This window comes from Bradyrhizobium sp. I71, from assembly GCF_022354745.1.
Lineage (GTDB): Bacteria > Pseudomonadota > Alphaproteobacteria > Rhizobiales > Xanthobacteraceae > Bradyrhizobium > Bradyrhizobium liaoningense.
Genome location: NZ_CP059398.1, coordinates 4,762,118 through 4,786,778 on the forward strand (window position 1 = coordinate 4,762,118; position 24,661 = coordinate 4,786,778).

21 protein-coding genes are annotated in these 24,661 nt (G+C 65.6%); 18 read left to right on the forward strand and 3 right to left on the reverse strand.

Annotated elements, in window-relative coordinates; translation table 11 throughout:
- Positions 1 to 253 precede the first annotated feature (253 nt).
- From FJV43_RS23010 to FJV43_RS23030, 5 genes are all read left to right on the forward strand, one after another.
- Positions 254 to 526, forward strand: a complete 273-nt coding sequence (locus FJV43_RS23010; protein WP_124160417.1) for a helix-turn-helix transcriptional regulator — start codon at positions 254 to 256, stop codon at positions 524 to 526.
- A gap of 92 nt (positions 527 to 618) precedes the next feature.
- Entirely contained in the window at positions 619 to 2,361 is a 1,743-nt protein-coding gene (locus FJV43_RS23015) for a SulP family inorganic anion transporter (RefSeq protein WP_239621297.1), read from the forward strand.
- A gap of 124 nt (positions 2,362 to 2,485) precedes the next feature.
- On the forward strand, positions 2,486 to 3,325 hold the full coding sequence (locus FJV43_RS23020; RefSeq protein ID WP_239621298.1) for a shikimate dehydrogenase: 840 nt from the start codon (positions 2,486 to 2,488) through the stop codon (positions 3,323 to 3,325).
- Between the two features lie 58 nt (positions 3,326 to 3,383).
- Positions 3,384 to 4,010 carry a hypothetical protein gene (locus FJV43_RS23025; RefSeq protein ID WP_239621300.1) on the forward strand — a complete coding sequence of 209 codons (627 nt, stop codon included), beginning with the start codon at positions 3,384 to 3,386 and terminating at the stop codon, positions 4,008 to 4,010.
- Between the two features lie 325 nt (positions 4,011 to 4,335).
- Positions 4,336 to 5,304, forward strand: a complete 969-nt coding sequence (locus FJV43_RS23030) for an IS110 family transposase (protein ID WP_239621302.1) — start codon at positions 4,336 to 4,338, stop codon at positions 5,302 to 5,304.
- 220 nt (positions 5,305 to 5,524) lie between these two features.
- On the opposite strand, the gene FJV43_RS23035 is transcribed toward FJV43_RS23030, so the two are convergent.
- Entirely contained in the window at positions 5,525 to 6,661 is a 1,137-nt protein-coding gene (locus tag FJV43_RS23035) for an alpha-hydroxy acid oxidase (protein ID WP_239621304.1), read from the reverse strand.
- Between the two features lie 114 nt (positions 6,662 to 6,775).
- Between FJV43_RS23035 and FJV43_RS23040 the strand changes: the two genes are divergently transcribed.
- The 11 genes from FJV43_RS23040 (at position 6,776) to FJV43_RS23090 (ending at position 18,017) form a co-directional block, all read left to right on the forward strand.
- The gene (locus tag FJV43_RS23040) at positions 6,776 to 6,943 is read left to right on the forward strand and encodes a hypothetical protein (protein ID WP_165935878.1); all 168 of its coding nucleotides are present in this window, start codon (positions 6,776 to 6,778) and stop codon (positions 6,941 to 6,943) included.
- 223 nt (positions 6,944 to 7,166) lie between these two features.
- Positions 7,167 to 8,510: a phosphoglucosamine mutase gene (glmM, locus tag FJV43_RS23045; protein ID WP_028180072.1), complete on the forward strand. Its 1,344-nt coding sequence runs from the start codon at positions 7,167 to 7,169 to the stop codon at positions 8,508 to 8,510.
- Between the two features lie 141 nt (positions 8,511 to 8,651).
- On the forward strand, positions 8,652 to 9,902 hold the full coding sequence (locus FJV43_RS23050; RefSeq protein WP_239621306.1) for an MFS transporter: 1,251 nt from the start codon (positions 8,652 to 8,654) through the stop codon (positions 9,900 to 9,902).
- 227 nt (positions 9,903 to 10,129) lie between these two features.
- On the forward strand, positions 10,130 to 10,960 hold the full coding sequence (locus FJV43_RS23055) for an outer membrane beta-barrel protein (RefSeq protein WP_239621312.1): 831 nt from the start codon (positions 10,130 to 10,132) through the stop codon (positions 10,958 to 10,960).
- 167 nt (positions 10,961 to 11,127) lie between these two features.
- Positions 11,128 to 12,009: an outer membrane beta-barrel protein gene (locus FJV43_RS23060; protein WP_239621319.1), complete on the forward strand. Its 882-nt coding sequence runs from the start codon at positions 11,128 to 11,130 to the stop codon at positions 12,007 to 12,009.
- Between the two features lie 69 nt (positions 12,010 to 12,078).
- Entirely contained in the window at positions 12,079 to 12,669 is a 591-nt protein-coding gene (locus FJV43_RS23065) for a glutathione S-transferase family protein (RefSeq protein ID WP_239621321.1), read from the forward strand.
- Positions 12,670 to 12,686: 17 nt separating this feature from the next.
- Complete coding sequence (locus FJV43_RS23070) at positions 12,687 to 13,151, forward strand: GNAT family N-acetyltransferase (protein ID WP_131869240.1); 465 nt, start codon at positions 12,687 to 12,689, stop codon at positions 13,149 to 13,151.
- A 173-nt stretch (positions 13,152 to 13,324) separates the two neighbouring features.
- Positions 13,325 to 13,516: a hypothetical protein gene (locus tag FJV43_RS23075; protein WP_239621322.1), complete on the forward strand. Its 192-nt coding sequence runs from the start codon at positions 13,325 to 13,327 to the stop codon at positions 13,514 to 13,516.
- A 79-nt stretch (positions 13,517 to 13,595) separates the two neighbouring features.
- Positions 13,596 to 14,768: a phosphoserine transaminase gene (locus FJV43_RS23080; RefSeq protein WP_239621329.1), complete on the forward strand. Its 1,173-nt coding sequence runs from the start codon at positions 13,596 to 13,598 to the stop codon at positions 14,766 to 14,768.
- Between the two features lie 219 nt (positions 14,769 to 14,987).
- Positions 14,988 to 16,577 (forward strand): phosphoglycerate dehydrogenase, encoded by a 1,590-nt coding sequence (serA, locus tag FJV43_RS23085; protein ID WP_239621331.1) that lies wholly within the window; start codon positions 14,988 to 14,990, stop codon positions 16,575 to 16,577.
- A gap of 267 nt (positions 16,578 to 16,844) precedes the next feature.
- Entirely contained in the window at positions 16,845 to 18,017 is a 1,173-nt protein-coding gene (locus FJV43_RS23090) for an acetyl-CoA C-acyltransferase (RefSeq protein WP_239621340.1), read from the forward strand.
- 62 nt (positions 18,018 to 18,079) lie between these two features.
- Here the strand turns inward: FJV43_RS23090 and FJV43_RS23095 are convergent, their stop codons facing one another.
- Positions 18,080 to 19,060, reverse strand: coding sequence for a LysR family transcriptional regulator (locus FJV43_RS23095; RefSeq protein ID WP_239621342.1), 981 nt, complete (start codon positions 19,058 to 19,060; stop codon positions 18,080 to 18,082).
- A gap of 173 nt (positions 19,061 to 19,233) precedes the next feature.
- Between FJV43_RS23095 and FJV43_RS23100 the strand changes: the two genes are divergently transcribed.
- Entirely contained in the window at positions 19,234 to 19,713 is a 480-nt protein-coding gene (locus tag FJV43_RS23100) for a nuclear transport factor 2 family protein (protein WP_239621344.1), read from the forward strand.
- Positions 19,714 to 19,718: 5 nt separating this feature from the next.
- Here the strand turns inward: FJV43_RS23100 and FJV43_RS23105 are convergent, their stop codons facing one another.
- The gene (locus FJV43_RS23105; protein ID WP_239621345.1) at positions 19,719 to 23,222 is read right to left on the reverse strand and encodes a PAS domain S-box protein; all 3,504 of its coding nucleotides are present in this window, start codon (positions 23,220 to 23,222) and stop codon (positions 19,719 to 19,721) included.
- Positions 23,223 to 23,876: 654 nt separating this feature from the next.
- On the opposite strand from FJV43_RS23105, the gene FJV43_RS23110 reads away from it, so the two are divergent.
- A complete protein-coding gene (locus FJV43_RS23110; protein WP_239621347.1) occupies positions 23,877 to 24,311 on the forward strand; it encodes a phasin in 435 nt (144 codons plus the stop codon).
- Positions 24,312 to 24,661: the final 350 nt, after the last annotated feature.

Here is a 24,661-nt window from a genome sequence, read left to right on the forward strand (position 1 = left end):
GGGCGGGGTGGGGGCTGCCTCCGCGAGCTCGGCGTCCCATTCAGGCCGGCGCCCAAACCACCGTCATTGCGAGCGAAGCGAAGCAATCCAGGCTGTTTCTGCGGAAATAGCCTGGATCGCTTCGTCGCAAGAGCTCCTCGCAATGACGGAGGAGACAGACGGGCAGCCACTTGCGCTCGCCGCGGGATGATGTATTTTATATCATTGTATATGTTCCAGATATCATTTATGCGTTCTGGTAAGTGAGGCCAAGGTGATCACGTCATTCCAGATGCGGGCAGCCCGCGCGCTGCTCGGCATTGACCAGAAAACCTTGGCCGAGCTCGCCGGCGTTTCGCTGCCGACCATCCAGCGGATGGAGGCCAGCACCGGCAATGTTCGTGGCGTGGTCGAAACCCTGATCAAGGTGGTCGAGGCGTTCGACCGGGCCGGCGTCGAGCTGATCGGCGAGCAGGCCCGCAGCGACGGCGGCGGGCGTGGCGTTCGCCTGAAGGAGCCGGGGCAGCCGCGCCGCGTCGGAGCATGATCGCGCGTTGATCGTGCCCGGGATCAGGATGGGCTAGCGCATCGTCGCCCTCGGCAACGAAGGGGCGCACGGTGCTTTGGAGCATTGTGGGCATGAGCATTACGACCGATCAGGCAAGCCGGCTGCACCAGCTGCGTCAGCCGACCTTTGCCGAACTGTATTTGCCGAAACTCGTCACCGTCTGGCGCGAAGGCTACGGCATCGCGGATTTCCGTGCCGACGTCTTCGCCGGCCTGACCGTTGCGATCGTCGCGCTGCCGCTGTCGATGGCGATCGCGATCGCCTCGGGCGTGACGCCGGACCGCGGTCTCTATACCGCCGTCGTCGGCGGCTTCATCGCCTCCCTGCTCGGCGGCAGCCGGTTCCAGATTGGCGGACCTGCCGGCGCGTTCATCGTCCTGGTCGCAGCGACCGCGGAGCGTCAGGGCGTCGATGGCGTCATCCTCGCCACCATGATGGCGGGCCTGTTCCTGATCGCCGCAGGGCTGTTGCGGGTCGGCACCTACATCAAGTTCATCCCCTATCCAGTGACGGTCGGCTTCACCGCCGGCATCGCCGTGATCATCTTCGCCAGCCAGCTCCGCGATCTCTCAGGCATCACGCTCGCAGGGAAAGAGCCCAGCGAGTTCGTGCCGAAGCTTGTCGCGCTCGCCGGCGGCCTCGACACCGTGAATCCGTCCGCCGTTGCCGTCGCCATCGTCAGCATCGCCATCATCGCCGGCTTGCGCCGCTGGCGGCCGTCTTGGCCCGGCATTCTGATCGCTGTCATCTTCGCGGCTGTCGCCACGTCGTTGCTGTCGCTGCCGGTCGAGACCATCGGCTCGCGCTTCGGCGGTATTCCGCGCGAATTGCCCTCGCCGGCGCTGCCCGCGTTCTCGCTGGAGAAGGCAAGAGCGGTGCTGCCGGATGCGATCGCGTTCGCGCTGCTGGCTGCCATCGAATCGCTGCTGTCGGCGGTGGTCGCGGACGGCATGACCGGCCGCCGTCACCGCTCCAATTGCGAGCTGGTGGCGCAGGGAGCGGCCAATGTCGGCTCGGCGCTGTTCGGCGGCATCTGCGTCACCGGCCTGATCGCACGCACCGCCACCAACATCCGCGCCGGCGCGCGCGGACCGCTCGCGGGCATGCTGCATTCGGTGTTCCTGCTGCTGTTCATGCTGATCGCGGCGCCGCTGGCGAGCTACATTCCGCTGGCCGCGCTCGCTTCCGTGCTGGTCGTGGTGGCCTGGACCATGGCGGAGAAGCACGAATTCGCCACGCTCGTGCGCTCGTCATGGGGCGATGCCGTCGTGCTGCTCGCGACCTTCCTGCTCACGATCTTCCGCGATCTCACCGAAGGCATCCTGGTCGGCTTCGCGCTCGGCGCGGTGCTGTTCATCCACCGCATGGCGGAGATGACGGGCATCGAGGAACGCACGCCGCTGGCGGCGGCCGATCGCCCCGACGACGGCAATGGCGATCGCGTTCCCTACGATTCCGCCCTCGCGGTCGACCGCGACGTGCTGGTCTATCGCATCACCGGTGCGTTCTTCTTCGGCGCGGCCTCGGCGATCGGCAGCGTGCTCGACGGGATCGCCGACAAACGCAAGGCCTTCGTGGTCGATTTCGCCGCGGTGCCGTTCCTGGATTCGACCGCGGCCAACGTGCTCGGCCGCGTCGCCGCCAAGGCGCACCGCCAGGGCATCAGGCTGTTCATCACGGGAGCCTCGCCCACGGTCCGCCGCGCGCTGCTCACCCATGGCGTGACGCCGCCGCGCGCGCGCTATCGCACGAGCCTCGAGCGCGCCATCGCCGACATCAAGTGCTCTGCGGCCGAGGAGGCTGCTGCGAGCTGACGGCGCTGTTCTTAAAGCCGGCCGATTTGATCGACCGGTGCAGCGGCCTCGCGGCCGGCATCCGCATCTTGACAGGGCCTGCGGGACGCGAAATGGATCGCCTCCCACACTTCCCGAGGGACGGATGACCCTGACCAAGGCTCCTGCAGCCTGTCTGATCGGATGGCCGGCCGCGCATTCGCGCTCGCCGCTGATCCATCACTACTGGCTGCGCACGCTCGGCATCGAAGGCGGCTACGTCATCGAGGCGGTGCCGCCCGAGAATCTGCGCGATTTCGTGCTGCGGCTGTCGCTCCGCGGCTTCGCCGGGGCAAACGTCACCATCCCGCACAAGGAAAGCGTGCTGGCGCTGTCGACGCCTGACGCCCGCGCAAAGGCGGTCGGCGCCGCGAACACGCTGTGGTTTGCCGACGGCGAGCTGCGTTCGACCAACACCGATGTCGAAGGTTTCATCAACAATCTCGACGCCAGCGCGCCCGGCTGGGGCGCGGCCGAGGAGGCGCTGGTGCTGGGCGCCGGCGGCTCCGCGCGCGCGGTCGTGTTCGGCCTGCTGGAACGCGGCATCAAATGCGTGCATGTCGCCAATCGCACCGTCGCGCGGGCCGAGGCGCTGGCAAGGCAGTTCGGGCCGAACGTGCGTCCGCTGCCGTGGGACGCGATCAACGACGTGCTGCCGCGCGTGAAACTTCTCGTGAACACGACCTCGCTCGGCATGCACGGCCAGCCTTCGCTCGATGTTGATGTCGCGCGCCTGCCGCAAACGGCGGTCGTTGCCGACCTCGTCTATGTTCCCCTGGTGACGCCGCTGCTGGCCGCTGCAAGGGCGCGCGGCCTGAAGACCGCCGACGGGCTCGGCATGCTGCTGCATCAGGCGGTGCGCGGCTTCGAGCTGTGGTTCGGCCGCCGGCCCGAAGTCACGGCCGAGCTGCGCGCATTGGTCGAGGCCGATCTCACAAAGACTTGAGAGAATAGCGCGCGGTCTTCCGGAGTTCTCTATCCGGTGGGGGCAATCGGAGACCGTCATGTCTGTACAACGTGCAACTTTCACACGTCCGCTGATCGCCGTCGCGATGGTGGCCGTCTCAACTTACTGCGCCTTCGCCCAGAGGGCGCCGGTGCCGACGCGCGTGCGCGGCACGATCGAGAGCGTCAATGGCGACACCATGCAGGTCAAGTCGCGCAGCGGTGAAGATGTCAAGCTTCACATCGCATCCGACGTGAACGTGTCGGGGATCACCAGGATTTCACTCGCCGACATCAAGCCGGGTTCGTTCATCGGTGCGACCACCGTGCCGGGACCGGACGGCAGCCAGAACGCGGTCGAGGTCCACGTGTTTCCGGAGAGCATGCGCGGCACCGGCGAGGGCTCCCGGCCCTGGGACCTCAAGCCGAACTCCAGCATGACCAATGCGACGGTGGCCGAAAGCGTCGTCGGCAATGACGGTCACACGCTGCTAGTCAAGTACAAGGATGGCGAGAAGAAGGTGTTCGTCGCCGACAACACGCCGGTGGTGACCTTCGTGCCGAGCGACAAATCCGAGTTGAAGCCGGGTGCCAAGGTCATCGCCTTCATGAAGCAATTGCCCGACGGCTCGTTCGAGACGAGCCGCGTCAGCGTCGGCCGCGACGGCCTGACGCCGCCGATGTGAGGCGGGGAGGGACGCTTCCGTAGCGTCGTAGGGCGGGCAAAGGCGCCTTTGCGCCGTGTCCCCATCTGCTTTACGTCGCGCGAAAGGTGGTGGGCACGCTTCGCTTTGCCCACCCTTGTATTAGCCCGATTGGTTATATTGAGCCGTTCCGTGAGGAATGGCCCAGCCCGGGTGGCCGCCCGAGCTGGGTCGCCGTTCGATCGGATCGGTACCCACCGAAGCCTTGAGGGCTGTCAGACGTAGCAAGATCGCGATCGGCACTTCATCGGGACCCGAATGGTTGAACGAACTTTAGGTTCGCATAACAAGGGAGGGATCGACGAAGATGGCCAAGCATACCACGATCTGTGCCGGGATCGATACCGGCAAACGGAAGCTCGATGTGGCGATCGAGGGCAGCCGCGAGCAGTTGCAGGTGACGAACACGGCGGAAGGCCATGAGGCTTTGCTGACGTGGCTGCGACAGCATCGCATCAAACGCGTCGGCATCGAGGCGAGCGGCGGTTACGAACAGGCTGTCGTCGCCGAACTGCGACGCAAGGGGTTTGTGGTTGTGGTGTTTCAGCCGGCTCAGGTCCGAGCCTATGCCGCATTCCACTTGCAACGGGCCAAGAACGATAAGATCGATGCCGCTCTTATCGCAACCTGCACCGCCGCGGTGCGGAAGATCCATACCGCTCCCGATCCCCGGTTGCTGCCGTTCGCCGAGCAGCTGACCATGATCGATCAGATCGGTGAGGATATTGCACGCCTCAAAAACAGGATCGAAAGCTGCCGCAATGCGGCGATCAACAAGCTCTGGCAAGAGGATATCGCTCGCCTGGAGCAGCGCGTGAGGGTCGCACTCAAGGCTCTGGTCGCCTCGATCCGCAAGCATCCCGACCTTGCCAAGAGACTTGCCCTGATCAACAGCGTTGACGGCATCGGGCTGCCGACCGCCGTGGCCATCCTGGTGCGTCTGCCTGAGATCGGCCAGATCACGCGGGAGCAAGCTGTCGCTCTCGCCGGCCTTGCGCCCTATGACGACGACAGCGGCGACCGGTCAGGCGTTCGGCATATCGAGGGCGGACGAAAGCGGCTGCGCCGCGCCCTTTATACGGCTTCACTGGCCGCATCGTTTCGATGGAACCCGCAGCTCATCAAGCTCTATCAACGGCTGACTGCGGCTGGAAAGGAACACAAGCAGGCGCTCGTTGCCTGTGCCAGAAAGATGCTCATCTTCGCCAACACAGTGGTGGCTCGCGGCACGCCGTGGTGCGGCGAACCTCCGGTAGGATCATTCCCTGCTTCTTAGTTCGACCGAGACGCGCTTCTTCGTCCCGACCTACGGCTCCTCATGACGTCGCGCGTAGCGTCCGTCAAGGATGGCCGTCGCTCGCCCCAACATCACCCGATCTGCCGCCAGGCCACGCCTTGACGGACGCGAGCACGGCGTCATCATGGCAGACGCAGGCGATCCGGACGGCGCAAAACACGGCCGCTATTTAATGGTTGCTACGGCACCGTCTCCGCGCTCACATCGCAATGATATGATCGTCGATCTCGTCGATCCGGTTGACGCCGCACAGGCCCATGGTCGTGAGCAGCTCCTTCTGGATGATGTCGATCGCCTTGGCGACGCCGGCCTGGCCGCCGGCACCCAGCCCATAGGCATAGGCGCGGCCGATCATGCAGGATTTTGCGCCGAGCGCGAGCGCGCGCATCACGTCCTGGCCGGAGCGGATGCCGCCGTCGAACATGATCTCCATCTTGTCACCGACGGTGTCGACGATTTCGGGCAGGACCTCGATCGAGGACGGTGCACCGTCGAGCTGGCGGCCGCCATGGTTGGAGACCACGATCGCCTGCGCGCCGGTCTTTGCGGCGAGTTCGGCGTCCTCTACGTCGAGAATGCCCTTCAGGACCAGCTTGCCCGGCCAGATCGAGCGGATCCAGTCGATGTCGTTCCAGTTCAGCGAGGTGTCGAACTGCGAGTTGATCCAGGTCGACAGCGAGGTGATGTCGTCACTGACCTTCAGATGACCCGCGAGATTGCCGAAGGTGCGGCGCTTGCCCTGGAGCACGCCCGACACCCAGGCCGGCTTGGTGGCGAAATCGATCAGCTTCGACAGCGACCATTCGGGCGGCACCGTCATGCCGTTCTTGATGTCCTGGTGGCGCTGTCCGATCACCTGGAGGTCGACGGTCAGCACCAGCGCCGAGCATTTGGCCGCGATCGCGCGCTCGATCAGCGCCTTGATGAAGCCGCGGTCCTTCATCACGTAGAGCTGGAACCAGAACGGCTTCTCGACATTGGCGGCGATGTCCTCGATCGAGCAGATCGACATGGTCGATTGCGTGAACGGGATGCCGGCGGCCTGCGCGGCGCGGCAGGCGTGGATCTCGCCGTCGCCGTGCTGCATGCCGAGCAGGCCGACGGGCGCGAGCATCAGCGGCATGGTCGAGGGTTCGCCCAGGATCGTGGTCGAGGTGTCGCGCTTGGAGACGTCGACCAGGATGCGCTGGCGGAACTTGATCGCCTGCATGTCCTCGCGGTTGGCGCGCAGCGTTTCCTCCGCATAGGAGCCGCGGTCGCAATAATCGAAGAACGCCTTCGGCACGCGGCGCTGATGCAGCGCGCGAAGATCATCGATACAGGTGATGTGCTTCATGTCTTTTCCCCGGCCCGTCTAGCTTGGAAGTCTTGCATCGGAAGATTTCGGGGTCATCTAGCATGGTTGGATGCATAGCCAAATCGTTTGCAGGACGTTTTGCAGGAGGGCGCGATGACGAGGCCGCACGCTGGACCTTCGCCGGAGGAGATCAAGGAGAAGCACGATCTCGAGGAGGCGCTGGAAGAGGGATTGGAAGAGACCTTTCCGGGCTCGGATCCGGTCAATGTCACCCAGCCGGCGCCGAGCCGCGAGGATGGCCATGTGAAGCGCACGCGGTAGGGGCGGGTTCCGCCTCGGCGCCGCGTTCCGGCCGGAAATATAGTGTTAACAAGATCTTACTGAGCCGGTGCCACGCCCGGTTCCGTAATGATTCATCATATTTCTTGAAGCCAAGTTAGCCGCGATAGCATTATAAGACCCCAGCAAATCAGGGATGCGGGGCCCTTTCGGGCATCCCGTGGTTGTAGAGGGGATCCCCTGGTTGTTGCCTTTGGGGGACGATATGAGCCGCAAATATTTCGGGACGGACGGGATTCGGGGCCGCGCCAACGGACTGATCACGCCGGAGCTCGCGCTCAAGGTCGGCCAGGCCGCAGGCCTTGCGTTTCAGCGCGGTGACCACCGCCACAGGGTCGTGATCGGCAAGGACACCCGCCTGTCCGGCTACATGATCGAATACGCGATGGTCGCAGGCTTCACCTCGGTCGGCATGGATGTGCTGCTGGTCGGCCCGATGCCGACGCCGGCGGTCGCGATGCTGACCAAGTCGATGCGCGCCGATCTCGGCGTGATGATCTCGGCCTCGCACAATCTGTTCGAGGACAACGGCATCAAGCTGTTCGGCCCGCAGGGCTTCAAGCTTTCCGACGACGTCGAGAAGCAGATCGAGCAGCTGCTCGACGAATCTCTCGACAGGAGGCTGGCGCAAAGTGCGAGCCTGGGCCGCGCCCGCCGCATCGACGGTGTGCACGACCGCTACATCGAATTCGCCAAGCGCACGCTGCCGCGCGACCTGTCGCTCGATGGCCTGCGCGTCGTGATCGATTGCGCCAACGGTGCCGCCTACAAGGTGGTGCCGGAAGCGCTGTGGGAGCTGGGCGCCGACGTGGTGGCGATCGGCGTCGAGCCCGACGGCTTCAACATCAACAAGGAATGCGGCTCGACCTCGCCCGAAGCGCTGTCGAAGAAAGTGCGCGAGATGCGCGCCGATATCGGCATCGCGCTGGACGGCGACGCCGATCGCGTCATCCTGGTCGACGAGCGCGGCCACATCGTCGACGGCGACCAGCTGCTCGCGGTGATCGCGCAGAGCTGGAAGGAGGACGGACGCCTGTCGCGCCCGGGCATCGTCGCCACCGTGATGTCCAATCTCGGCCTAGAGCGCTTCCTGAAAGGGCAGGGGCTCGATCTCGTGCGTACGCCGGTCGGCGATCGCTACGTGCTCGAGCAGATGCTGAACGGCGGCTACAATCTCGGCGGCGAGCAGTCCGGTCATATCATCCTCTCCGACTACGCCACCACCGGCGACGGTTTCGTGGCTGCCTTGCAGGTGCTGGCCGTGGTGCAGAAGCTGCGCCGGCCGGTCTCGGAAGTCTGCCACCGATTCGACCCGCTGCCGCAGATCCTCAAGAACGTCCGTCACAAGGGCGGCAAGCCGCTCGACGATTCCGACGTCAAGTCGGCGATCTCCGACGGCGAGATGCGCCTCAACGGCCACGGCCGCCTGCTGATCCGTTCTTCCGGCACCGAGCCCGTGATCCGCGTCATGGGCGAGGGCGAGGACCGCATCCTGGTCGAGGACGTCGTCGACACCATCGTCCTGGCGCTCGGCCAGGCCGCGGCTTGATGTTTTTCTTACCCTCCCCTGGAGGGTAAGCGACGAGAACACCCACGCATCCCAGCCATCGACGATTGACGGTGGTTCGACCGCCGCTTGCATCGTAACTAGCGGATGCGGCGGTTCGCCGCGCCCGCCGGGACCGCTCCATTGAACAAGCCTGTCGTCGTCTCCGAGGAAACGCTGACCGAGCCCGTCGTCGTCAGCGACGTGTCGCCCGCCGCCGCCAAGGCGGCAGGGCCGGCTTACATCGTGCTCGCCGGCATCAGCTTCTCGCACTTCCTCAACGACACCATGCAGTCGCTGATCGCCTCGGTCTATCCGATCCTGAAGGACACCTACGCGCTCGACTTCGCGCAGATCGGCATGATCACCCTGGCCTTCCAGTTCACGGCCTCGCTGCTACAGCCGGTGGTCGGGCACTACACCGACAAGAAGGCACAGCCCTATTCGCTGGCGATCGGCATGGCCTCGACCTTCTTCGGCCTGCTGCTGCTCAGCGCCGCGCATCAATATCTCGTCATCCTCGTCGCTGCCGCCCTGGTCGGCCTCGGCTCGGCGGTGTTTCACCCCGAGTCGGCGCGCATCGCGCGGCTCGCGTCCGGCGGCCGCTACGGTTTTGCGCAGTCGGTGTTCCAACTCGGCGGCAGTTTCGGCACCTCGATGGGGCCGGTGCTCGCCGCGCTGATCGTGGTGCCGTTCGGTCAGGGCAGCATCGCCTGGTTCTCCTCGATCGCGTTCCTCGCGATTCTCATCCTCTGGCGTATCGGCAATTGGTATGCGCCGCAGATCAAGGCGAAGAAGACGGCCACGATTCAGGCCCATCCCGACGCGCCGAGCTCGCGCCGCGTCGCAGTGGCGCTGGCCGTGCTGGTCGCGCTGCTGTTCTCGAAGCAGCTCTACGTCTCGAGCCTGTCGAGCTACTACATCTTCTACCTGATCGATCGTTTCGGCGTGTCGACGCAGGCAGCCCAGATCTACCTCTTCATCTTCCTCGCCGCGAACGCCGTGGGTGCGTTTCTCGGTGGTCCCCTGGGCGACCGCTTCGGCCGCAAGATCGTGATCTGGATCTCGATCCTGGGCGCGCTGCCGTTCACGCTGGCGCTGCCTTATGCCGGCCTCTACGCCAGCGCCGTGCTCAGCGTCGCCATCGGCCTGATCATCTCCTCGACGACCTCGTCGATCATCGTGTTCGCGCAGGAGCTGGTGCCGCACCGCTTCGGCATGATCTCCGGCGTGTTCTTCGGCGTCGCGTTCGGCATCGGCGGTCTCGGGGCCGCCGTGCTGGGCAAGCTCGCCGACCACACCTCGATCGAGTTCGTCTACCAGGTCTGCGCCTATCTGCCGGCGATCGGGCTGCTCGCGGTGTTCCTGCCCAAGCTGCCGCGGCACGCGCGTTAACGCATTACTATTCGCTGCATTGCAGCTTCATACATCGTTAGCAAATGCGGCCCGCCCCGCGCTGCATTTTTGCAACGCTGCCGTCGCACCGGCGTGTGCGGTGAGAAAAAATCAACCTTAAAAATTAGGGTTAAGTGGCGCTTAAACATTTGCTGCCATCGTCCGGGTCGTGAGTTTCCAGAACGTGGGGCGCCCGTCTTTGCCTCACCGGCCAAAAGGACGAAGCAATGCGTAGCGTTAAGTCTCTCCTTGCCGCGGGTGCGGCAACCCTGATCTCGTCGATGGCGTTCGCCGCCGATATGCCGATCGCGGCGCCCCCTCCCATGTACGCGCCGCCCGCCCCGCCCGCCGATTTCGGCGGCTGGTATCTGCGCGGCGACATCGGCATGACCAACCAGCGCGCCAAGAGCATCGACGCCGCCTTGCCGGCTGGGTATCAGAAGACGACGGAGGGATTCGGCTTCGACTCGTCGCCGCTGTTCGGTCTCGGCGTCGGCTATCGCTTCAACAACTGGTTTCGTGCGGACGTGATCGGCCAGTACCGCGGCAAGGCCACCCTGCACGGTGCTGACAACGTCATCGGGCCGGGCTTCGTCGGCTCCAACAATTACAGCGGCAGCAAGTCCGAGTGGGTCGTCATGGCCAACGCCTACGTCGACCTCGGCACCTGGTGGTGCATTACGCCGTTCATCGGTGCCGGTGTCGGCGGCTCCTACAACAAGATCAGCGGCTTCCGCGACGACGGCGTCTCGTACAGCCCGGGGCTCAACAACAGCGTCGCTTACTTCGCCGATAGCGGCAAGTGGAACTTCGCCTGGGCCGCTCACGCCGGTCTCGCCTACAAGGTCAACCCCGGCTTCACGGTCGAACTGGCCTACAGCTACATGGACCTCGGCGACGCCGCGCCCGGCAACTACCGCCTGTTCGACAACAGTGCCTCCGGCCCGACCTCGATCAAGATCAAGGACATCACCTCGCACGACATCAAGCTCGGCGTGCGCTGGGATCTCAGCAGTCCGCCGGCCTACATGCCGCCGCCGCTCGTCACCAAGGGCTGATCGTCAGCCTCATCGCTTAACGTCTCTTAACGGCGCGGGATCATCCCGCGCCGTTTTGCTTTGCGTATTTTTCACGGCTTGCACTGACGAAATTGCCTACCGCAACCATTGGTTAAGGTTAACGAGCCATGATCACGGGCGAAAGTTCGAGTCGATGGAGCGTTGCGATGCGTGGGCTTTTGTTGGGGGCGGCGATGTTGGGGACGGTGTCTGCCGCGCACGCGGCCGACATGCCGGATCTGCCCGTCCTGCGCGGCGGCTACACCGAGGGCCTGTCGAAGACGACCCGCAACTGGGATGGCGCCTATATCGGCGGCAACGCCGGCTACACGACCGACGCGACTGATTTCAGCCAGAGCGTGGTCGGCCTGACCAACTACATCTTCCGCGACAGCGTCCTGCAGCAACCGACCGCGAACTGGTCGCTCCTGAACAAGGCCAACACGCAAGGCGTCAATTTCGGCGGCTTCGTCGGCCGCAATTGGCAATGGTACGATGCCATTCTCGGTCTTGAAGGCACCTACAGCTACTTCGACAATCTCTACACGCAGACCAGCGGTTACAACTCGCTCGTCATCACCAACCCGCCCGGGGATAACCCGCCCGAGGGCACGACCAACAATTACAACGTGACCTTGACCGGCACGGCCGCGGCGAAGGTCAAGGACATGATTTCGCTCCGTGGCCGCGTGGGCTGGGATGGCGGCGATTTCATGCCGTATGCCTTCTTTGGCGCCGCGGTTGGCCGAATGGACGTCTCCCGCACGGTGACGAGCGACGTGACGCTCACGCAGGTCGTATCGACAACGGTCGGCGGCGTTACGACGACCACGAGCAATACGTATGCTGTTCCGGTGCAATCGCAGACTCAGAGCCAGCACAGGACCAACACTTTCGCTGTGGGTTGGACCGCGGGCCTCGGGCTCGAATATTGCATTTGGGACGGGTTGTTCGCGCGCGTGGAATACGAGTATGTGAGATTCTCGCCCGTCATGAACACGCAGGTCACGCTGAACAACGCGCGCGTCGGGCTGGGCTACAAGTTCTGAGCCGCCCGCTTCCTGTTGACAGATTCCCTCTGTCCTGATGCTCTGTCGCCCGAAGACGGGGCGGCAGCGATGAAGATCTACGGCGACGGCAATTCCGGAAACTGCCTGAAGGTGAAGTGGGTCTGCGACAAGCTCGCAGTGCCCTACCAGTGGATCGAGATCGACACGCGCAAGGGCGAGACGCGTACGCCGCAATTCCTCAGGATGAACGGCGCCGGCCAGGTGCCGACCGTCGAATTCGACGACGGCCGCACGCTCGCACAGTCCAACGCCATCATCCGCTATCTCGCCCGCGACAGTACGCTCATTCCGCGCGACGCCTTTGCAGCGGCCAAGATGGACGAATGGCTGTTCTGGGAGCAGTACAGCCACGAGCCCTATATCGCGGTGTGCCGCTTCCTCTTGGTCTACCTGGGCAAGGACGCATCCGAGCTCGATCCCGAGAAGGTCAAGCGCGGCTATGCGGCGCTCGACCGCATGGAGCAGCATCTCTCCGGCAGCCGCTTCTTCGCCGGCGATGAGGTTTCGCTCGCCGACGTGTCGCTGCTCGCCTATACGCGCCTCGCGCATGAAGGCGGCTTCGATCTCGGCCGCCATGCGTCCGTCCGCCGCTGGATCGGCGAAGTCGAAGCGTTTCTCGGCCTTGCGCCGGCGCGCTGAGTCCGGAGTTGTCTGACATGAATGCCGAAGCCGTCTCCATCCGTCCCGCGCGCCGCGAGGACGTCGCCGCGATCGTGGCGATGCTCGCCGACGATCATCTCGGCCGCGCGCGCGAGCGCGTGGAGGATCCGTTGCCCGCCTCCTATTACGACGCATTCGCGCGGGTCGAGCGCGATCCGAATCTCACGCTCGTCGTTGCCGAGAGCGCGGGCAGGGTGGTCGGCTGCCTGCAACTCGCGATCCTGCCGGGCCTGAGTTCCCAAGGCGGCGTGCGCGGCCTGCTCGAGGACGTCCGCGTTGCTTCCGATTGTCGCAGCCGCGGCATCGGCGAGCAATTGGTGCAATGGGCGGTCGCGGAAGCGAAGGCGCGCAATTGCAATCTCGTCGAACTGCTGACGCATCAGACGCGCGTCGACGCGCAGCGCTTCTACAAGCGGCTCGGATTTGCCGCGAGTCATGTGGGCATGACTGTCCGCTTTTGAGGCAGCTTCCCGCGAGCCTTGCACGATCAGCAAATTCGGATCGCGCATTCGTTCATCTTAATGGGCGGTAAACTACCCGTCCGTCGTTCACGTTGAATCGGGAACGAACAGTGCTACGGCAGCTTCTGGCACCGGGCTCGGTCGGTTCGGGGATTTCGATGACAAGCTATTCAATGATCAAGGTCGGCAACGACTACGTCGTGCAGGCCCATGACAAATGCATTTTGAAGGTCGGCAGCCGGCGCAGGGCCGCGCAATTGATCAGCGATGCCACGGACTTGCTGAATGCGCTCGCCGTCGTTCAATCCCCGGAGATCGCACCCGAGGCGCCATCACTCGCACGTGAGGCCCCGGAACTTCCTTGACTGGTCTTCCCGATTCCCGTATCAGCCGCGGCGGGACACCTCCCCCCAACGGGAGGCTTACTATCTGGAAGGGTAGATCATGACTGTAGCGAAGCCCGCTTCGCGGCCCGCCGTGCCGCATTTCTCCTCCGGTCCCTGCGCCAAGCGCCCCGGCTGGAACGCCCAAAATCTCAAGGACGCAGCGCTCGGCCGCTCGCATCGCGCGAAGATCGGCAAGACCAAGCTCAAGCTCGCGATCGACCTGACGCGCGAAGTGCTCGAGGTCCCCGCCGATTACCGGATCGGCATCGTGCCGGCGTCCGATACCGGCGCGGTCGAGATGGCACTGTGGTCGCTGCTCGGTGCGCGCCCCGTCACCACGCTCGCCTGGGAATCCTTCGGCGAGGGCTGGGTCAGCGACATCGTCAAGGAATTGAAGCTCAAGGACGTCACCAAGCTGAATGCGGCTTACGGTGAGATTCCCGATCTGTCGAAGGTCGATCCCAAGAGCGACGTCGTCTTCACCTGGAACGGCACCACTTCAGGCGTGCGCGTGCCGAACGCCGACTGGATCAGCGCGACCCGCGAGGGCCTGACCATCTGCGACGCGACGTCCGCCGCATTCGCGCAAGCTCTTGACTGGCCGAAGCTCGACGTCGTCACCTTCTCCTGGCAGAAGGCGCTCGGCGGTGAAGCCGCGCACGGCATGCTGATCCTGTCGCCCCGCGCGGTGGAGCGGCTCGAGACCTACAAGCCGGCCTGGCCGCTGCCGAAGATCTTCCGCATGACCAAGGGCGGCAAGATCAACGAAGGCATCTTCGTCGGCGAGACCATCAACACGCCCTCGATGCTCTGCGTCGAGGACTATCTCGACGCGCTGAACTGGGCCAAGTCGATCGGCGGCCTCAAGGCGCTGATCGCGCGTGCCGATGCCAACACCAAGGTGCTCGCCGACTGGAAGGCGAAGACGCCCTGGATCGACTTCCTCGCCAAGGACGCTTCGATCCGCTCCAACACGTCGGTGTGCCTCAAGTTCACTGATCCCGCGATCACTTCGCTTTCGGCGGACGCGCAGGCCGACTTCTGCAAGAAGCTGGTCGCGCTGGTCGAGAAGGAAGGCGCTGGCTTCGACTTCGCCTATTACCGCGATGCGCCGGCCGGCCTGCGCATCTGGTGCGGCGCCACCGTCGAGGCCAGGGACGTCGAGCTGCTGACGCAGTGGATCGACTGGGCCTTCGCCGAGACCAAGGCCGCTCTGCCCAAGGCGGCGTGATTGCTTTCTTCGCCTCTCCCCGTTCTTACGGGGAGAGGCCGGGTCGCGCAGCGATCCGGGTGAGGGGCTCTCTCCACGAGCACCTCGCCTGTGGCTGCCCCTCACCCCAACCCTCTCGCCGTAAGAACGGGGAGAGGGAGAGCAAAGTGCTTCTGCGCAATTCCTCATTCCGGCCCTCGGGGCCCATCCTCCCTCAGGGACGGTGAAGGACACATCACCATGACCAAACCCAAAGTTCTCATTTCCGACGCGCTCTCGCCCGCCGCCGTACAGATCTTCAAGGATCGCGGCGTCGAGGTCGACTTCCAGCCCAACCTCGGCAAGGACAAGGACAAGCTCGCCGAGATCATCGGCAATTACGACGGCCTTGCGATCCGCTCGGCGACCAAGGCAACCGCCAAGATCCTGGAGAAGGCGGCGAAGCTGAAGGTGATCGGCCGCGCCGGCATCGGCGTCGACAATGTCGAGATTCCCGCCGCCACGGCCAAGGGCATCATCGTGATGAACACGCCGTTCGGCAACTCGATCACGACCGCCGAGCACGCCATCACGCTGATGCTGGCGCTGGCCCGCGAGATCCCGCAGGCCGACGCCTCGACCCAGGCCGGCAAGTGGGAGAAGAACCGATTCATGGGCGTCGAGATCACCGGCAAGGTGCTCGGTGTCGTCGGTTGCGGCAATATCGGCTCGATCGTCGCCGACCGTGCGCTCGGCCTGCGCATGAAGGTGATCGCGTTCGACCCGTTCCTGTCGCCGGAGCGCGCCAAGGACATCGGCGTCGAGAAGGTCGAGCTCGACGACCTGCTCAAGCGCTCCGATTTCATCACGCTGCACACCCCGCTCACCGACAAGACCAGGAACATCATCGACGCGGCTGCGATCGCCAGGATGAAGAAGGGCGTGCGCCTGATCAACTGCGCCCGCGGCGGCCTCGTCGACGAGCAGGCGGTGGTCGATGCGCTCAACTCCAAGCACATCGCGGGCGCCGCCTTCGACGTGTTCGTCGAGGAGCCCGCGACCAAGAACGTGCTGTTCGGCCATCCCAACGTGATCTGCACGCCGCATCTCGGCGCATCCACCACCGAAGCGCAGGAGAACGTCGCGCTCCAGGTCGCCGAGCAGATGTCGGATTACCTGCTCACCGGCGCGATCTCGAACGCCGTCAACTTCCCCTCGATCACGGCCGAAGAAGCGCCGAAGCTGAAGCCGTTCATCGCGCTTGCCGAGAAGCTCGGCTCCTTCGCCGGCCAGCTCACCGAGACCGGCATTCTCAAGGTCGAGATCACCTATGAGGGCCACGTCGCCGAGATGAAGATCAAGGCGATCACCTCCGCCGTGCTGTCCGGTCTGCTGCGGCCGATGCTGGGCGAGGTCAACGTCGTCTCCGCGCCGGTCGTCGCCAAGGAGCGCGGCATGGTGGTGGACGAGATCGTGCGCGCCGCCCAGAGCGACTATGAGAGCCTGATCACCGTGGCGGTCACCACCGAGCGGCAGGAGCGGTCGGTCTCGGGCACCGTCTATGCCGACGGCAAGCCGCGCCTCGTCGACATCAAGGGCATCCGTGTCGATGCCGAGTTCGGCAAGTCCATGATCTACGTCACCAACGAGGACAAGCCGGGCTTCATCGGCAAGTTCGCGAGCCTTCTGGGCGACGCCAAGATCAACATCGCCACCTTCCATCTCGGCCGCGTCGCGCCCGGCAGCGATGCCATTGCGCTGGTCGAGGTCGACGGCGCGGTGCCGGCGGACCTGCTCGCCAAGGTGCAGGCCCTGCCGCAGGTCAAGCAGGCCAAGGCGCTGACGTTCTGAACTCTCACCGTCGTCATGGCCGAGCTTGCCCCGGCCATCCACGCCTTCCCACGCATGTCCAAGATCGTGGATGCCCGGGACAAGCCCGGGCATGACGTGTGGATAGAGTGACGCTCACATTGATATTCCGACCCGCGGAACAACGCCGCCTCCGTCACCGGGGGCGGCATTTTTATTTTCCCGCGATCTGCTGACTTTGTGTACCAATGGCGCCCAGAACGCCTCGTAACTACGCTCCGTTCAAATCGTTCGACAAGGGAGAAACACATGCGTGAAGCCGTCATCGTTTCCTATGCGCGCACGGGCCTGGCAAAATCCGGCCGCGGCGGGTTCAACATCACGCCGCCGATGTCGCTCGCGGCCCACGCCATCCAGCACGCGGTCGATCGCGCCGGCGTCGAGAAGGACTATGTCGAGGACTGCTATCTCGGCAATTGCGCCCATGGCGCACCGAACATCGGCCGCCAGGCCGCGCTGCTCGCCGGCCTGCCGAAGACCACCGCCGGCGTCTCGGTGAACCGCTTCTGCTCCTCGGGACTGCAGACCATCGCGATGGCCGCCAACTCGATCCGCTCGGATGGCGCCGACTGCATCGTTGCCGGCGGCGTCGAGAGCATCTCGATCCCCGGCGGCGCCACGCCGAAGGAATCGGTCGACCCGGAGCTGCTCAAGGTCGCGCCCGACATCTTCATGGCCATGATCGACACCGCCGACATCGTCGCCGAGCGCTACAAGCTCAGCCGCGAATATCAGGACGAGTTCTCGCTGGAGTCGCAGCGCCGCATGGCTTCGGCGCAGCAGGCCGGCAAGTTCAAGGACGAGATCGTCCCGATGAAGACCCGGATGAAGGTCGTCGACAAGCAGACCAAGGCCGAGAGCATCGTCGACTACGTCGTCGACCGCGACGAGTGCAACCGGCCCGAGACCACGCTGGAAGGTCTCGCCAAGCTCGAGCCGGTGAAGGGTCCCGGCAAGTTCGTCACCGCCGGCAATGCCAGCCAGCTCTCCGACGGCGCCGCCGCCGTGGTGCTGATGGAAGCCAAGGATGCGGAGAAGCGCGGGCTGAAGCCGCTCGGCCGCTTCGTCGCCTGGGCGACCGCCGGCTGCGAGCCCGACGAGATGGGCATCGGCCCGGTGTTCGCGATTCCGAAGCTGCTCAAGCGCACCGGCCTCAAGATCGACGACATCGATCTGTGGGAGCTCAACGAGGCCTTCGCCAGCCAGTGCCTGTACTGCCGCGACCAGCTCGGCATCGATCCCGCCAAGTACAATGTCAACGGCGGCTCGATCGCGATCGGCCATCCCTTCGGCATGACCGGCGCCCGTCTCACCGGCCACCTCTTGCAGGAAGGCGCGCGCCGCAAGGCCAAGTGGGGCGTGGTGACGATGTGCATCGGCGGCGGCCAGGGCGGCGCCGGCCTGTTCGAGATCTACAGCTGAGACCAGGCGACAGGAATGTGAAAGGGCACGGCGCAAGCCGTGCCCTTTTTGTCATTCGGGCATCAGGCGGAGACGCGAAGTCTGGGCGTTGTCGGCGTCGGCGGACCCAAGCAGCGCGCCACTGTCTCGAACAGCCAGGCGACACCGGCATCCGCCATCGCGGCTTGTGAGGCGACGACGCGCACCGGGTCGGGCGTCCACGGAAACGGCACGGGGCGGATCACGAGGTCGAAACGCGCGGCATGGCGTTCGACCAGATGGCGCGGCAAGGTCGCAATGAAATCGCTCTCGGCGAGCTGCGCCAGCGCCAACATGAAGTTGGGCACGGTCAGCGCCACGCGCCGGGAATGGCCTCGTTCGGCAAGCCTGACGTCGACGATCCCGAGCGCATCACCGGTCGCCGAGACCAGCATGTGCCGTGCTGCCAGATAGGTCGCGAGCGTGACCTTGCGGGCCATCGTGTGGCCCTTGCGCATGGCGACGACGAAGTCCTCCTCGAACAGCAGCCGTTCGGCGTAACGTGACGGCAGCGGACCGACCGGCAGCACGGCGAGGTCGAGCCGGTGCGAATCAAGCTCGGAGAGCGTGTCCTGCCAGACCTGGCTCGACGCCTTGCCATGGCGTTGCGGCATCAGCTGCAGCAGCCGGATGTCGATCCCCGGGCCTTCCCGGGCCAGGGTCTCGAGGAGAGAAGCGAGAAACACCGCGGCCAACGCATCTGGTGTGCCGATCGTGAACGATCGCCTCGCCGTTCGCGCGTCAAAGGGCTCGGCGGCCGACACGATCGCATCGAGGCGCGACAGGAGTTCGGCGACGGGACCTGCAAGCGCGAGCGCACGCTCCGTCGGCTTCACGCCGCTCGGCGTCTTCAGGAACAACGGATCGTGGAAGATGCGCCGCAGCCGGGCCAATCCGTGGCTCACCGCTGAGGGCGTGAGCTTGAGCTTGTCCGCCGCGCGCGAGACCTGGCGCTCCTCCAGCACGGTGCTGAACACGACGAGGAGGCTGACGTCGATCCGGGCAAGCTGAGCAGGATTCAGCATGGTCCTGAGATCTTATCACTGGCTTCATCTCGGTCAAAGCGGCATGCAGCATCTTGTGCAACCGCATGAGCCGTCAACACCGGAGCCCTCGGATGAAGAACGATCAAGATCTGCATCGCGCAGCCGCGCCCGCGGCGGTGTCCAGGCGTCACACGCTCGCAGGAATGGCATGCATGCCGCTCGTCGTCGCCGAGGCGGCCACGGCCGACGACGTGATCGCGAAACTGATCGACCATACCCAGCAAGCGAACGCGGCGTTGATGCGCGGCGACGCCGGCACCTACCGGCGGATGGTCTCCCTCACCGACGACTTCGTGCTGATGTCGCCGTTCGGCGGGGTCCCGTCAAAGGCCGCGGAGTACACGCCCGAAAGGTGGGAGCGGATGGGCCGGTTCTTCAGGAACGGAACGCACAGGCAGGAGGTCGTGCAGACCTATGGCTCGCAGGACATGGTCGTCCTGGCCCTGATCGAGCGAGACAGCGTCGAGGTCGGAGGGCTGCCGGCCCAGGAGTGGGCCTTGCGCGTGACGCTCGTCTACCGGCGGGTGGGCACCGAGTGGCGCCTGGCGCATCGCCACGCCGACCCGCTGGCCAATGGCATCAGCCTGCAGCAGGCGGCGGCGCTGGGGCGCGGTCTGCCCGCAAGCCAGTGAGCGCCTCAAGCCCCCGCCAGAGCTGGCGCGAACACCACCTCGATCAACGTGCCGTGGCCCGCGCTCTTGATGTTGAAGCGGGCGCGGTTGGCTTCGACCAGCGCCTTGGTCAGTGACAGGCTCAGCGCCGAGCTGTCCGCGGCATCGCCGGGCGGCGGGGTGCGGAACGGCTCCATGGCGGCGGCGACCTCGCGCTCGGTGAGGCCGTGGCCGGTGTCGCGGATACGCAAGGCGATCTCGCCGTGGTCGGTCAGCGCGGTCGAGACGATGACCTGGCCGCCGGCGCTGGCGAGCCGGATCGAGTTCGAGATCAGGTTCATGGTGATCTGCCGCATCGCGCGCGCATCCACGTTTACCTGCGGCAGCGCATGGGCGAGCGAGGTGCGGATGATGATGCGCTCGCGGTTGGCCTGCGGCTGCATCACCGCGACGCAGGCCTCGACGAGGTCGTTGAGGTTGAGGTTGTCGAAGGTGAGGTCGAGCTTGCCGGTCTCGATCCGCGACAGCTCCAGCAGGTCGTCGATGATGGCGATGACGCGCTCGCCCGAGGCGCGGATGTCCTTCATGTATTCGCCATAGCGCTCGTTGCCGAGCGCGCCGAAGCGTTCGGAAATCATCACCTCGGCAAAGCCGATGATGGCGTTGAGCGGCGTGCGGATCTCGTGGCTGATCCGCGCCAGCATGTCGGCCTTGGCATTGGCCGCGCCGTCGACGAGGCGGCGGGCCTGCGTCAGCTCGCTCTCGCCCTTCTTGCTCTGCGAGAGGTCGCGGAACACGGCGAAGAAGTTCGGGCCGTCGGGGCGCGTGCGGCCCATGATCATCGCGAGCGGAATGACGCCGCCCTTCTTCTCGCGTCCCAGCACCTCGCGGCCGTGGTCGAGCAGGCTCGCAATGTCCTGGCTCTTAAGGCTTTCGAGATAATCGGCGACGATCTGCTGGCTTTCCGGCGCGAACAGCGTCGAGAGGTTCTGCTCGAGCAGCGCTTCGCCGTCATAGCCGAACAGCGCCTCGGCACTGCGGTTGCAGGCGTGGATGTTGCCCTCGGCATCGAACATGACGATGCCCTCGGCCGTGGTGTCGAGGATGGCGGCGAGATCCTCGGCCTCGGCTTCGCCGGCCGCGGACTCGGATTCGTAGGTGTAGGACGCCGAGACGACGGACCCGGTGACGACGGATTCGGCGATCACGGTCTCTGCGATGACAGGCGCCGCGGCGACCGGTGTCGCCTGCGGCCGCGCGCAGATCAGCGCGTGCGCGCTCTCGCCGTCCCAGTCGATCGTGTGCAGATGCGCGTCGGTCGTCGCAAGCGGCGCTTCGCCGTTCGCGACCGTCGCGCTGATCGTGACGGGCGTGCCGCCTTGCGAGGTGCTGCTCGCTGACGACACGCCAGGCTCGACATAGAGAGCGTCCAGCCCGCCGGCATTCTCCAGCGCGTTGAGGCTGGCATAGCCCATGCGTGCGAGGAAGGCGGGGTTGGCGTAGAGCAGGCGGTCGAGCCGGTAGATCAGGATTCCCGTCGGCAACAGATCGAGCAGCGTGCGGTCGCGCGCGCTGGCGCCGCGCGCCGGGGCTGCGGGCTCGGTCAGCCATTCGGCCGCGGTGTGCGGCGCCTCGGGCTCCGGCGGCTCGGCTGCGATCTCCGCCGCCGGCTCGGCCGCATCGGCCGCGATCGTCTCGCGATCGCGTTCGAGCCGTTCGGACAATTGCCGCGCGAGCTCGTTGAACGCGCTGTTTTCGACCGGCGTCAGCGTCGGCGGTCGCGTGTCGCCGGCCGGTCGGAACGGCACGACATTGGGGGGCGTTTCCACGGGCGTTTCCAGATCGGTTGGGTGTGAATTCGCGTCGGCTGTGGCGGCTGCCGGTTCAGGCTCGGGTGTCGGCTCGGGCTCGGGCGGCTCGATCGGCGGAGGCGCTGCCGTTGCTTCCGGCTCGGCTGCGGGCTCTGCTTCGAGCTTGGCTTCGGGCTCAACTTCGGGCTCAATTTCGGGCTTGGCCTTCGGCTCCGGAGCGGGCTCGGCGGCGTCAGCGGCGAGGTCCTGCTGCGCCGGCGGCGCGACGAGCAGTTCGAAGCGGCGCAGCGCCTCGAGCCGGTTCAGGCCGTCGAGATCGCGGCAGACGCCAAATCCCCTGAAGCCCGCGAAATTGCGCTCGCGGTCGTAGACCGGCAGGCCCGCGAGCTCGACCGCAAGACGCTCGCCGCCGTCGGCCGGCCAGTTCACGGTGATGCCGGCCCAGGTGTCGTGGCTTGCAAGCGCCTGCGCGACGCGCCCGTCCGGATCGAGCGAGAATGTTTCGGCGATCTCGCGCCAGGGGCGGCCGAAGCCGGCGGCCGTGCGCGCGCCGATCAGGCGGATGAATTCATTGGAGAGAAGCACAAAGCGACCCTCTGCATCCATCTGCCAGAGGAAGCGCAGCGGATGCTGACGCGGTGCGGGCGGCTCCTGCTGGCCCGAGGACTCTTGGCCCGACTCCGGCTCGACCATGCCTGGAGTGATCGGCACAACCTGCGGCGACACAATGGCCTCTGCCGGGTTTTCAACCGGAGTCTTGGGCGCGGCGTCGGCCGCCGCGGGGACGATCGGCTCTTCAATGGTCTGGACCGGTGCGACGTCCGGTATCGCCTCGCAGGCGGGCTGCCCGGGCGTGTGTGCAGTCTCGGCTGGCGCAGCTGTTTCGACCGGATCGGTGAAGGCGTCGAACAGCGCGAACGCGTTCGGCGGCGCGTTCGAAGGCGCAGGCTCCTCCGGCCCTGCGGCTGCAGGCTCGACAGGGAGGACCTCGGGCGCGGGCGGAGCCGGCTGGCCGCGTGCGATATTGGGCGCCACTTCAGGCGCGGCCTCGTGCGCCGCTGCTGTCCGGGCCGCAGGCTCGATCAGCGCGACAAGCCCGACATCGGCCCCCGTGCCGACCCGTTGCAGCACCATCTGGCCGATGCCGATCGGCGTCGCGGCGCGGCCGGTTGCCAGCGCATCGCTGCGTGCCCGGTCGAGGCCGGCCTCAAAGAGATCGCGGAAGCCGAGCAGGGAGCGGGCGGCCTCGCTGGCGCCGACGAACAATCCGTCCGGCGCGAACGCGGCCATCGGCACCTTGGCGCCCGCGACCAGGCGAGACAGCCGCTCGACCAGCGGCATCGGGCGCGACGTGGGATCCATGGCGGTGACCAGCACGGCATGGCCGCCATCGGCGAAGTCGAGCCGCGCGCAGGCGCAGGTCATCAGCGTGCCGAGCCGGGCGCCGAAGCCGCGCAGCCGTTCGAGCCGCACGGTGCCGTTCGCCGGCAATTGGCCCGCGAGCCGGGCGACCTGGCGGCGATGGCTGTCCGCCGGGCCGAACACCTTGTCCGCGAGGCCAGCGCTGTTCGCCGCGCCGAACAGGTTTGCGCCGACCGGATTGGCCCACAGCACGCGCGCGCCGTCGACCGACCACAGCCAGGTGGCCAGCGGCGAGGTCGCATGCACGGCCAGCCGCGGATCGCCCACACCTCGCAACTGGAAATCCGAACGCTTCATAAGGCCGGCTGTCGCTCACGCATCAGGTGGCGGCTGCCGGAATGGCAGCCTTAAGAAAGAGTTATCGCCCGAGAGGCGCGGGCAGGTCCACGGCCGCCAGCCCGAAACGGCGCCCCAAGCGGCGATAACCTTAATGGTGCCGACCCCGCAAGCCGAAGCGCCGTTGCATCCAAGGGATTCGAAGAGCAGCGGGTCAGGCCGGCCTGACGAGTGAGATTCGCTGAGAGCTCCGACGAAGGTGCGCTCCCTCCCCCCGCTTGCGGGGGAGGGTTGGGGAGAGGGTGTCTCGACAGCGAAGACTCCCCCAGAGAAAAGAGCCCTCACCCGGATCGCTTGTGCGATCCGACCTCTCCCGCAAGCAAGCGGAAGAGGTGAAGAGCCACCTGCCCAACACACCCGACTACCTCAACCCCCGGTTCCCCCGACCCGGAACCTCACCCTGACCTAGATTAAATTTCGCAGCGCACCCTTGTGGCGCGTTGCGATGCACAATGTTGACATGATAGGCAGTCATAGTGCTGGGCGCTGGGCGAGCCATCTCATTCGTTCCGCGTTTCCAGTCTTTCGTACCCGCTGAAGGTGAGGGCCCGCGATCGGGGCCGGCGGGCGCGCCAGAAGGCTCACTCGATTTTTCCATTAGCGTGAGGGACAACCATGACAGGTGCGACTGATCCGTTTTCTGCCTCGATCATTCCGTTCGAGGTTCCCGAGCAGATGCGTGCGTTCGCCGAAAAGGGCGTGTCGCAGGCCCGCGAGAACTACGCCAAGTTCAAGGACGCCGCCGAGACCCACAACGGCACCGTCGAAGCCGTCTTCACCTGCGCCTCCAAGGGCGCGAGCGAATACACCGCCAAGCTGGTCGAGTTCATGAAGGCCAACACCAGCGCCCAGCTCGACTTCGCCCAGCAGCTGTTCGGCCTGAAGTCGCCGGCCGAAGCGCTGGAGCTGTGGACCGGCCACACCCGCAAGCAGTTCGAGACCCTGCAGTCGCAGGCCAAGGAGCTGGTCGAGCTCTCCCAGCGCGTCGCCGCCGAGACCGCCGAGCCGATCAAGGCCAGTGCCTCGAAGTACTATCCGTCCGCCGCCTGAGCGGTGAGGCAGGATTAAACCAACGAAACCCGGGCCGAAATGCCCGGGTTTTTCTTTGCCGCTTCCGCGCTCGTCCCGCTGAAGCCCTGAAGGCGGATGCGGGAGACTCCGGCGCCAGGCGATGCGAAGCCTCGCGGGGCGAGGGTGACGGCTCTCTCCGCCCTGGAATGCCCCGTAAGCCGGCAGAGACGGCGCTCGAGCGGTGCTCGGCGTCCAGTTCGCCGGCACGGAGAGGAGCAAGGTCCAGCGGGTGAAGGCGGCTTAAGCGAATACCCTCCCGATAAGCCGTCGTCTCGGGAGGTCGTCTCTCGGAGCGGATCGGCCCGCTCTGACCATGGTCAAGTCGGTGG

Coding starts and splice junctions, on each gene's coding strand:
- FJV43_RS23090 (WP_239621340.1), top strand. CDS start 16,845: ATGCGTGAAGCCGTCATCGTTTCCTATGCGCGCACGGGCCTGGCAAAA.
- FJV43_RS23095 (WP_239621342.1), bottom strand. CDS start 19,060: ATGCTGAATCCTGCTCAGCTTGCCCGGATCGACGTCAGCCTCCTCGTC.
- FJV43_RS23035 (WP_239621304.1), bottom strand. CDS start 6,661: ATGAAGCACATCACCTGTATCGATGATCTTCGCGCGCTGCATCAGCGC.
- FJV43_RS23065 (WP_239621321.1), top strand. CDS start 12,079: ATGAAGATCTACGGCGACGGCAATTCCGGAAACTGCCTGAAGGTGAAG.
- FJV43_RS23075 (WP_239621322.1), top strand. CDS start 13,325: ATGATCAAGGTCGGCAACGACTACGTCGTGCAGGCCCATGACAAATGC.
- FJV43_RS23025 (WP_239621300.1), top strand. CDS start 3,384: ATGTCTGTACAACGTGCAACTTTCACACGTCCGCTGATCGCCGTCGCG.
- FJV43_RS23055 (WP_239621312.1), top strand. CDS start 10,130: ATGCGTAGCGTTAAGTCTCTCCTTGCCGCGGGTGCGGCAACCCTGATC.
- FJV43_RS23060 (WP_239621319.1), top strand. CDS start 11,128: ATGCGTGGGCTTTTGTTGGGGGCGGCGATGTTGGGGACGGTGTCTGCC.
- FJV43_RS23015 (WP_239621297.1), top strand. CDS start 619: ATGAGCATTACGACCGATCAGGCAAGCCGGCTGCACCAGCTGCGTCAG.
- FJV43_RS23080 (WP_239621329.1), top strand. CDS start 13,596: ATGACTGTAGCGAAGCCCGCTTCGCGGCCCGCCGTGCCGCATTTCTCC.
- serA (WP_239621331.1), top strand. CDS start 14,988: ATGACCAAACCCAAAGTTCTCATTTCCGACGCGCTCTCGCCCGCCGCC.
- FJV43_RS23070 (WP_131869240.1), top strand. CDS start 12,687: ATGAATGCCGAAGCCGTCTCCATCCGTCCCGCGCGCCGCGAGGACGTC.
- FJV43_RS23105 (WP_239621345.1), bottom strand. CDS start 23,222: ATGAAGCGTTCGGATTTCCAGTTGCGAGGTGTGGGCGATCCGCGGCTG.
- glmM (WP_028180072.1), top strand. CDS start 7,167: ATGAGCCGCAAATATTTCGGGACGGACGGGATTCGGGGCCGCGCCAAC.
- FJV43_RS23020 (WP_239621298.1), top strand. CDS start 2,486: ATGACCCTGACCAAGGCTCCTGCAGCCTGTCTGATCGGATGGCCGGCC.
- FJV43_RS23100 (WP_239621344.1), top strand. CDS start 19,234: ATGCCGCTCGTCGTCGCCGAGGCGGCCACGGCCGACGACGTGATCGCG.
- FJV43_RS23030 (WP_239621302.1), top strand. CDS start 4,336: ATGGCCAAGCATACCACGATCTGTGCCGGGATCGATACCGGCAAACGG.
- FJV43_RS23040 (WP_165935878.1), top strand. CDS start 6,776: ATGACGAGGCCGCACGCTGGACCTTCGCCGGAGGAGATCAAGGAGAAG.
- FJV43_RS23110 (WP_239621347.1), top strand. CDS start 23,877: ATGACAGGTGCGACTGATCCGTTTTCTGCCTCGATCATTCCGTTCGAG.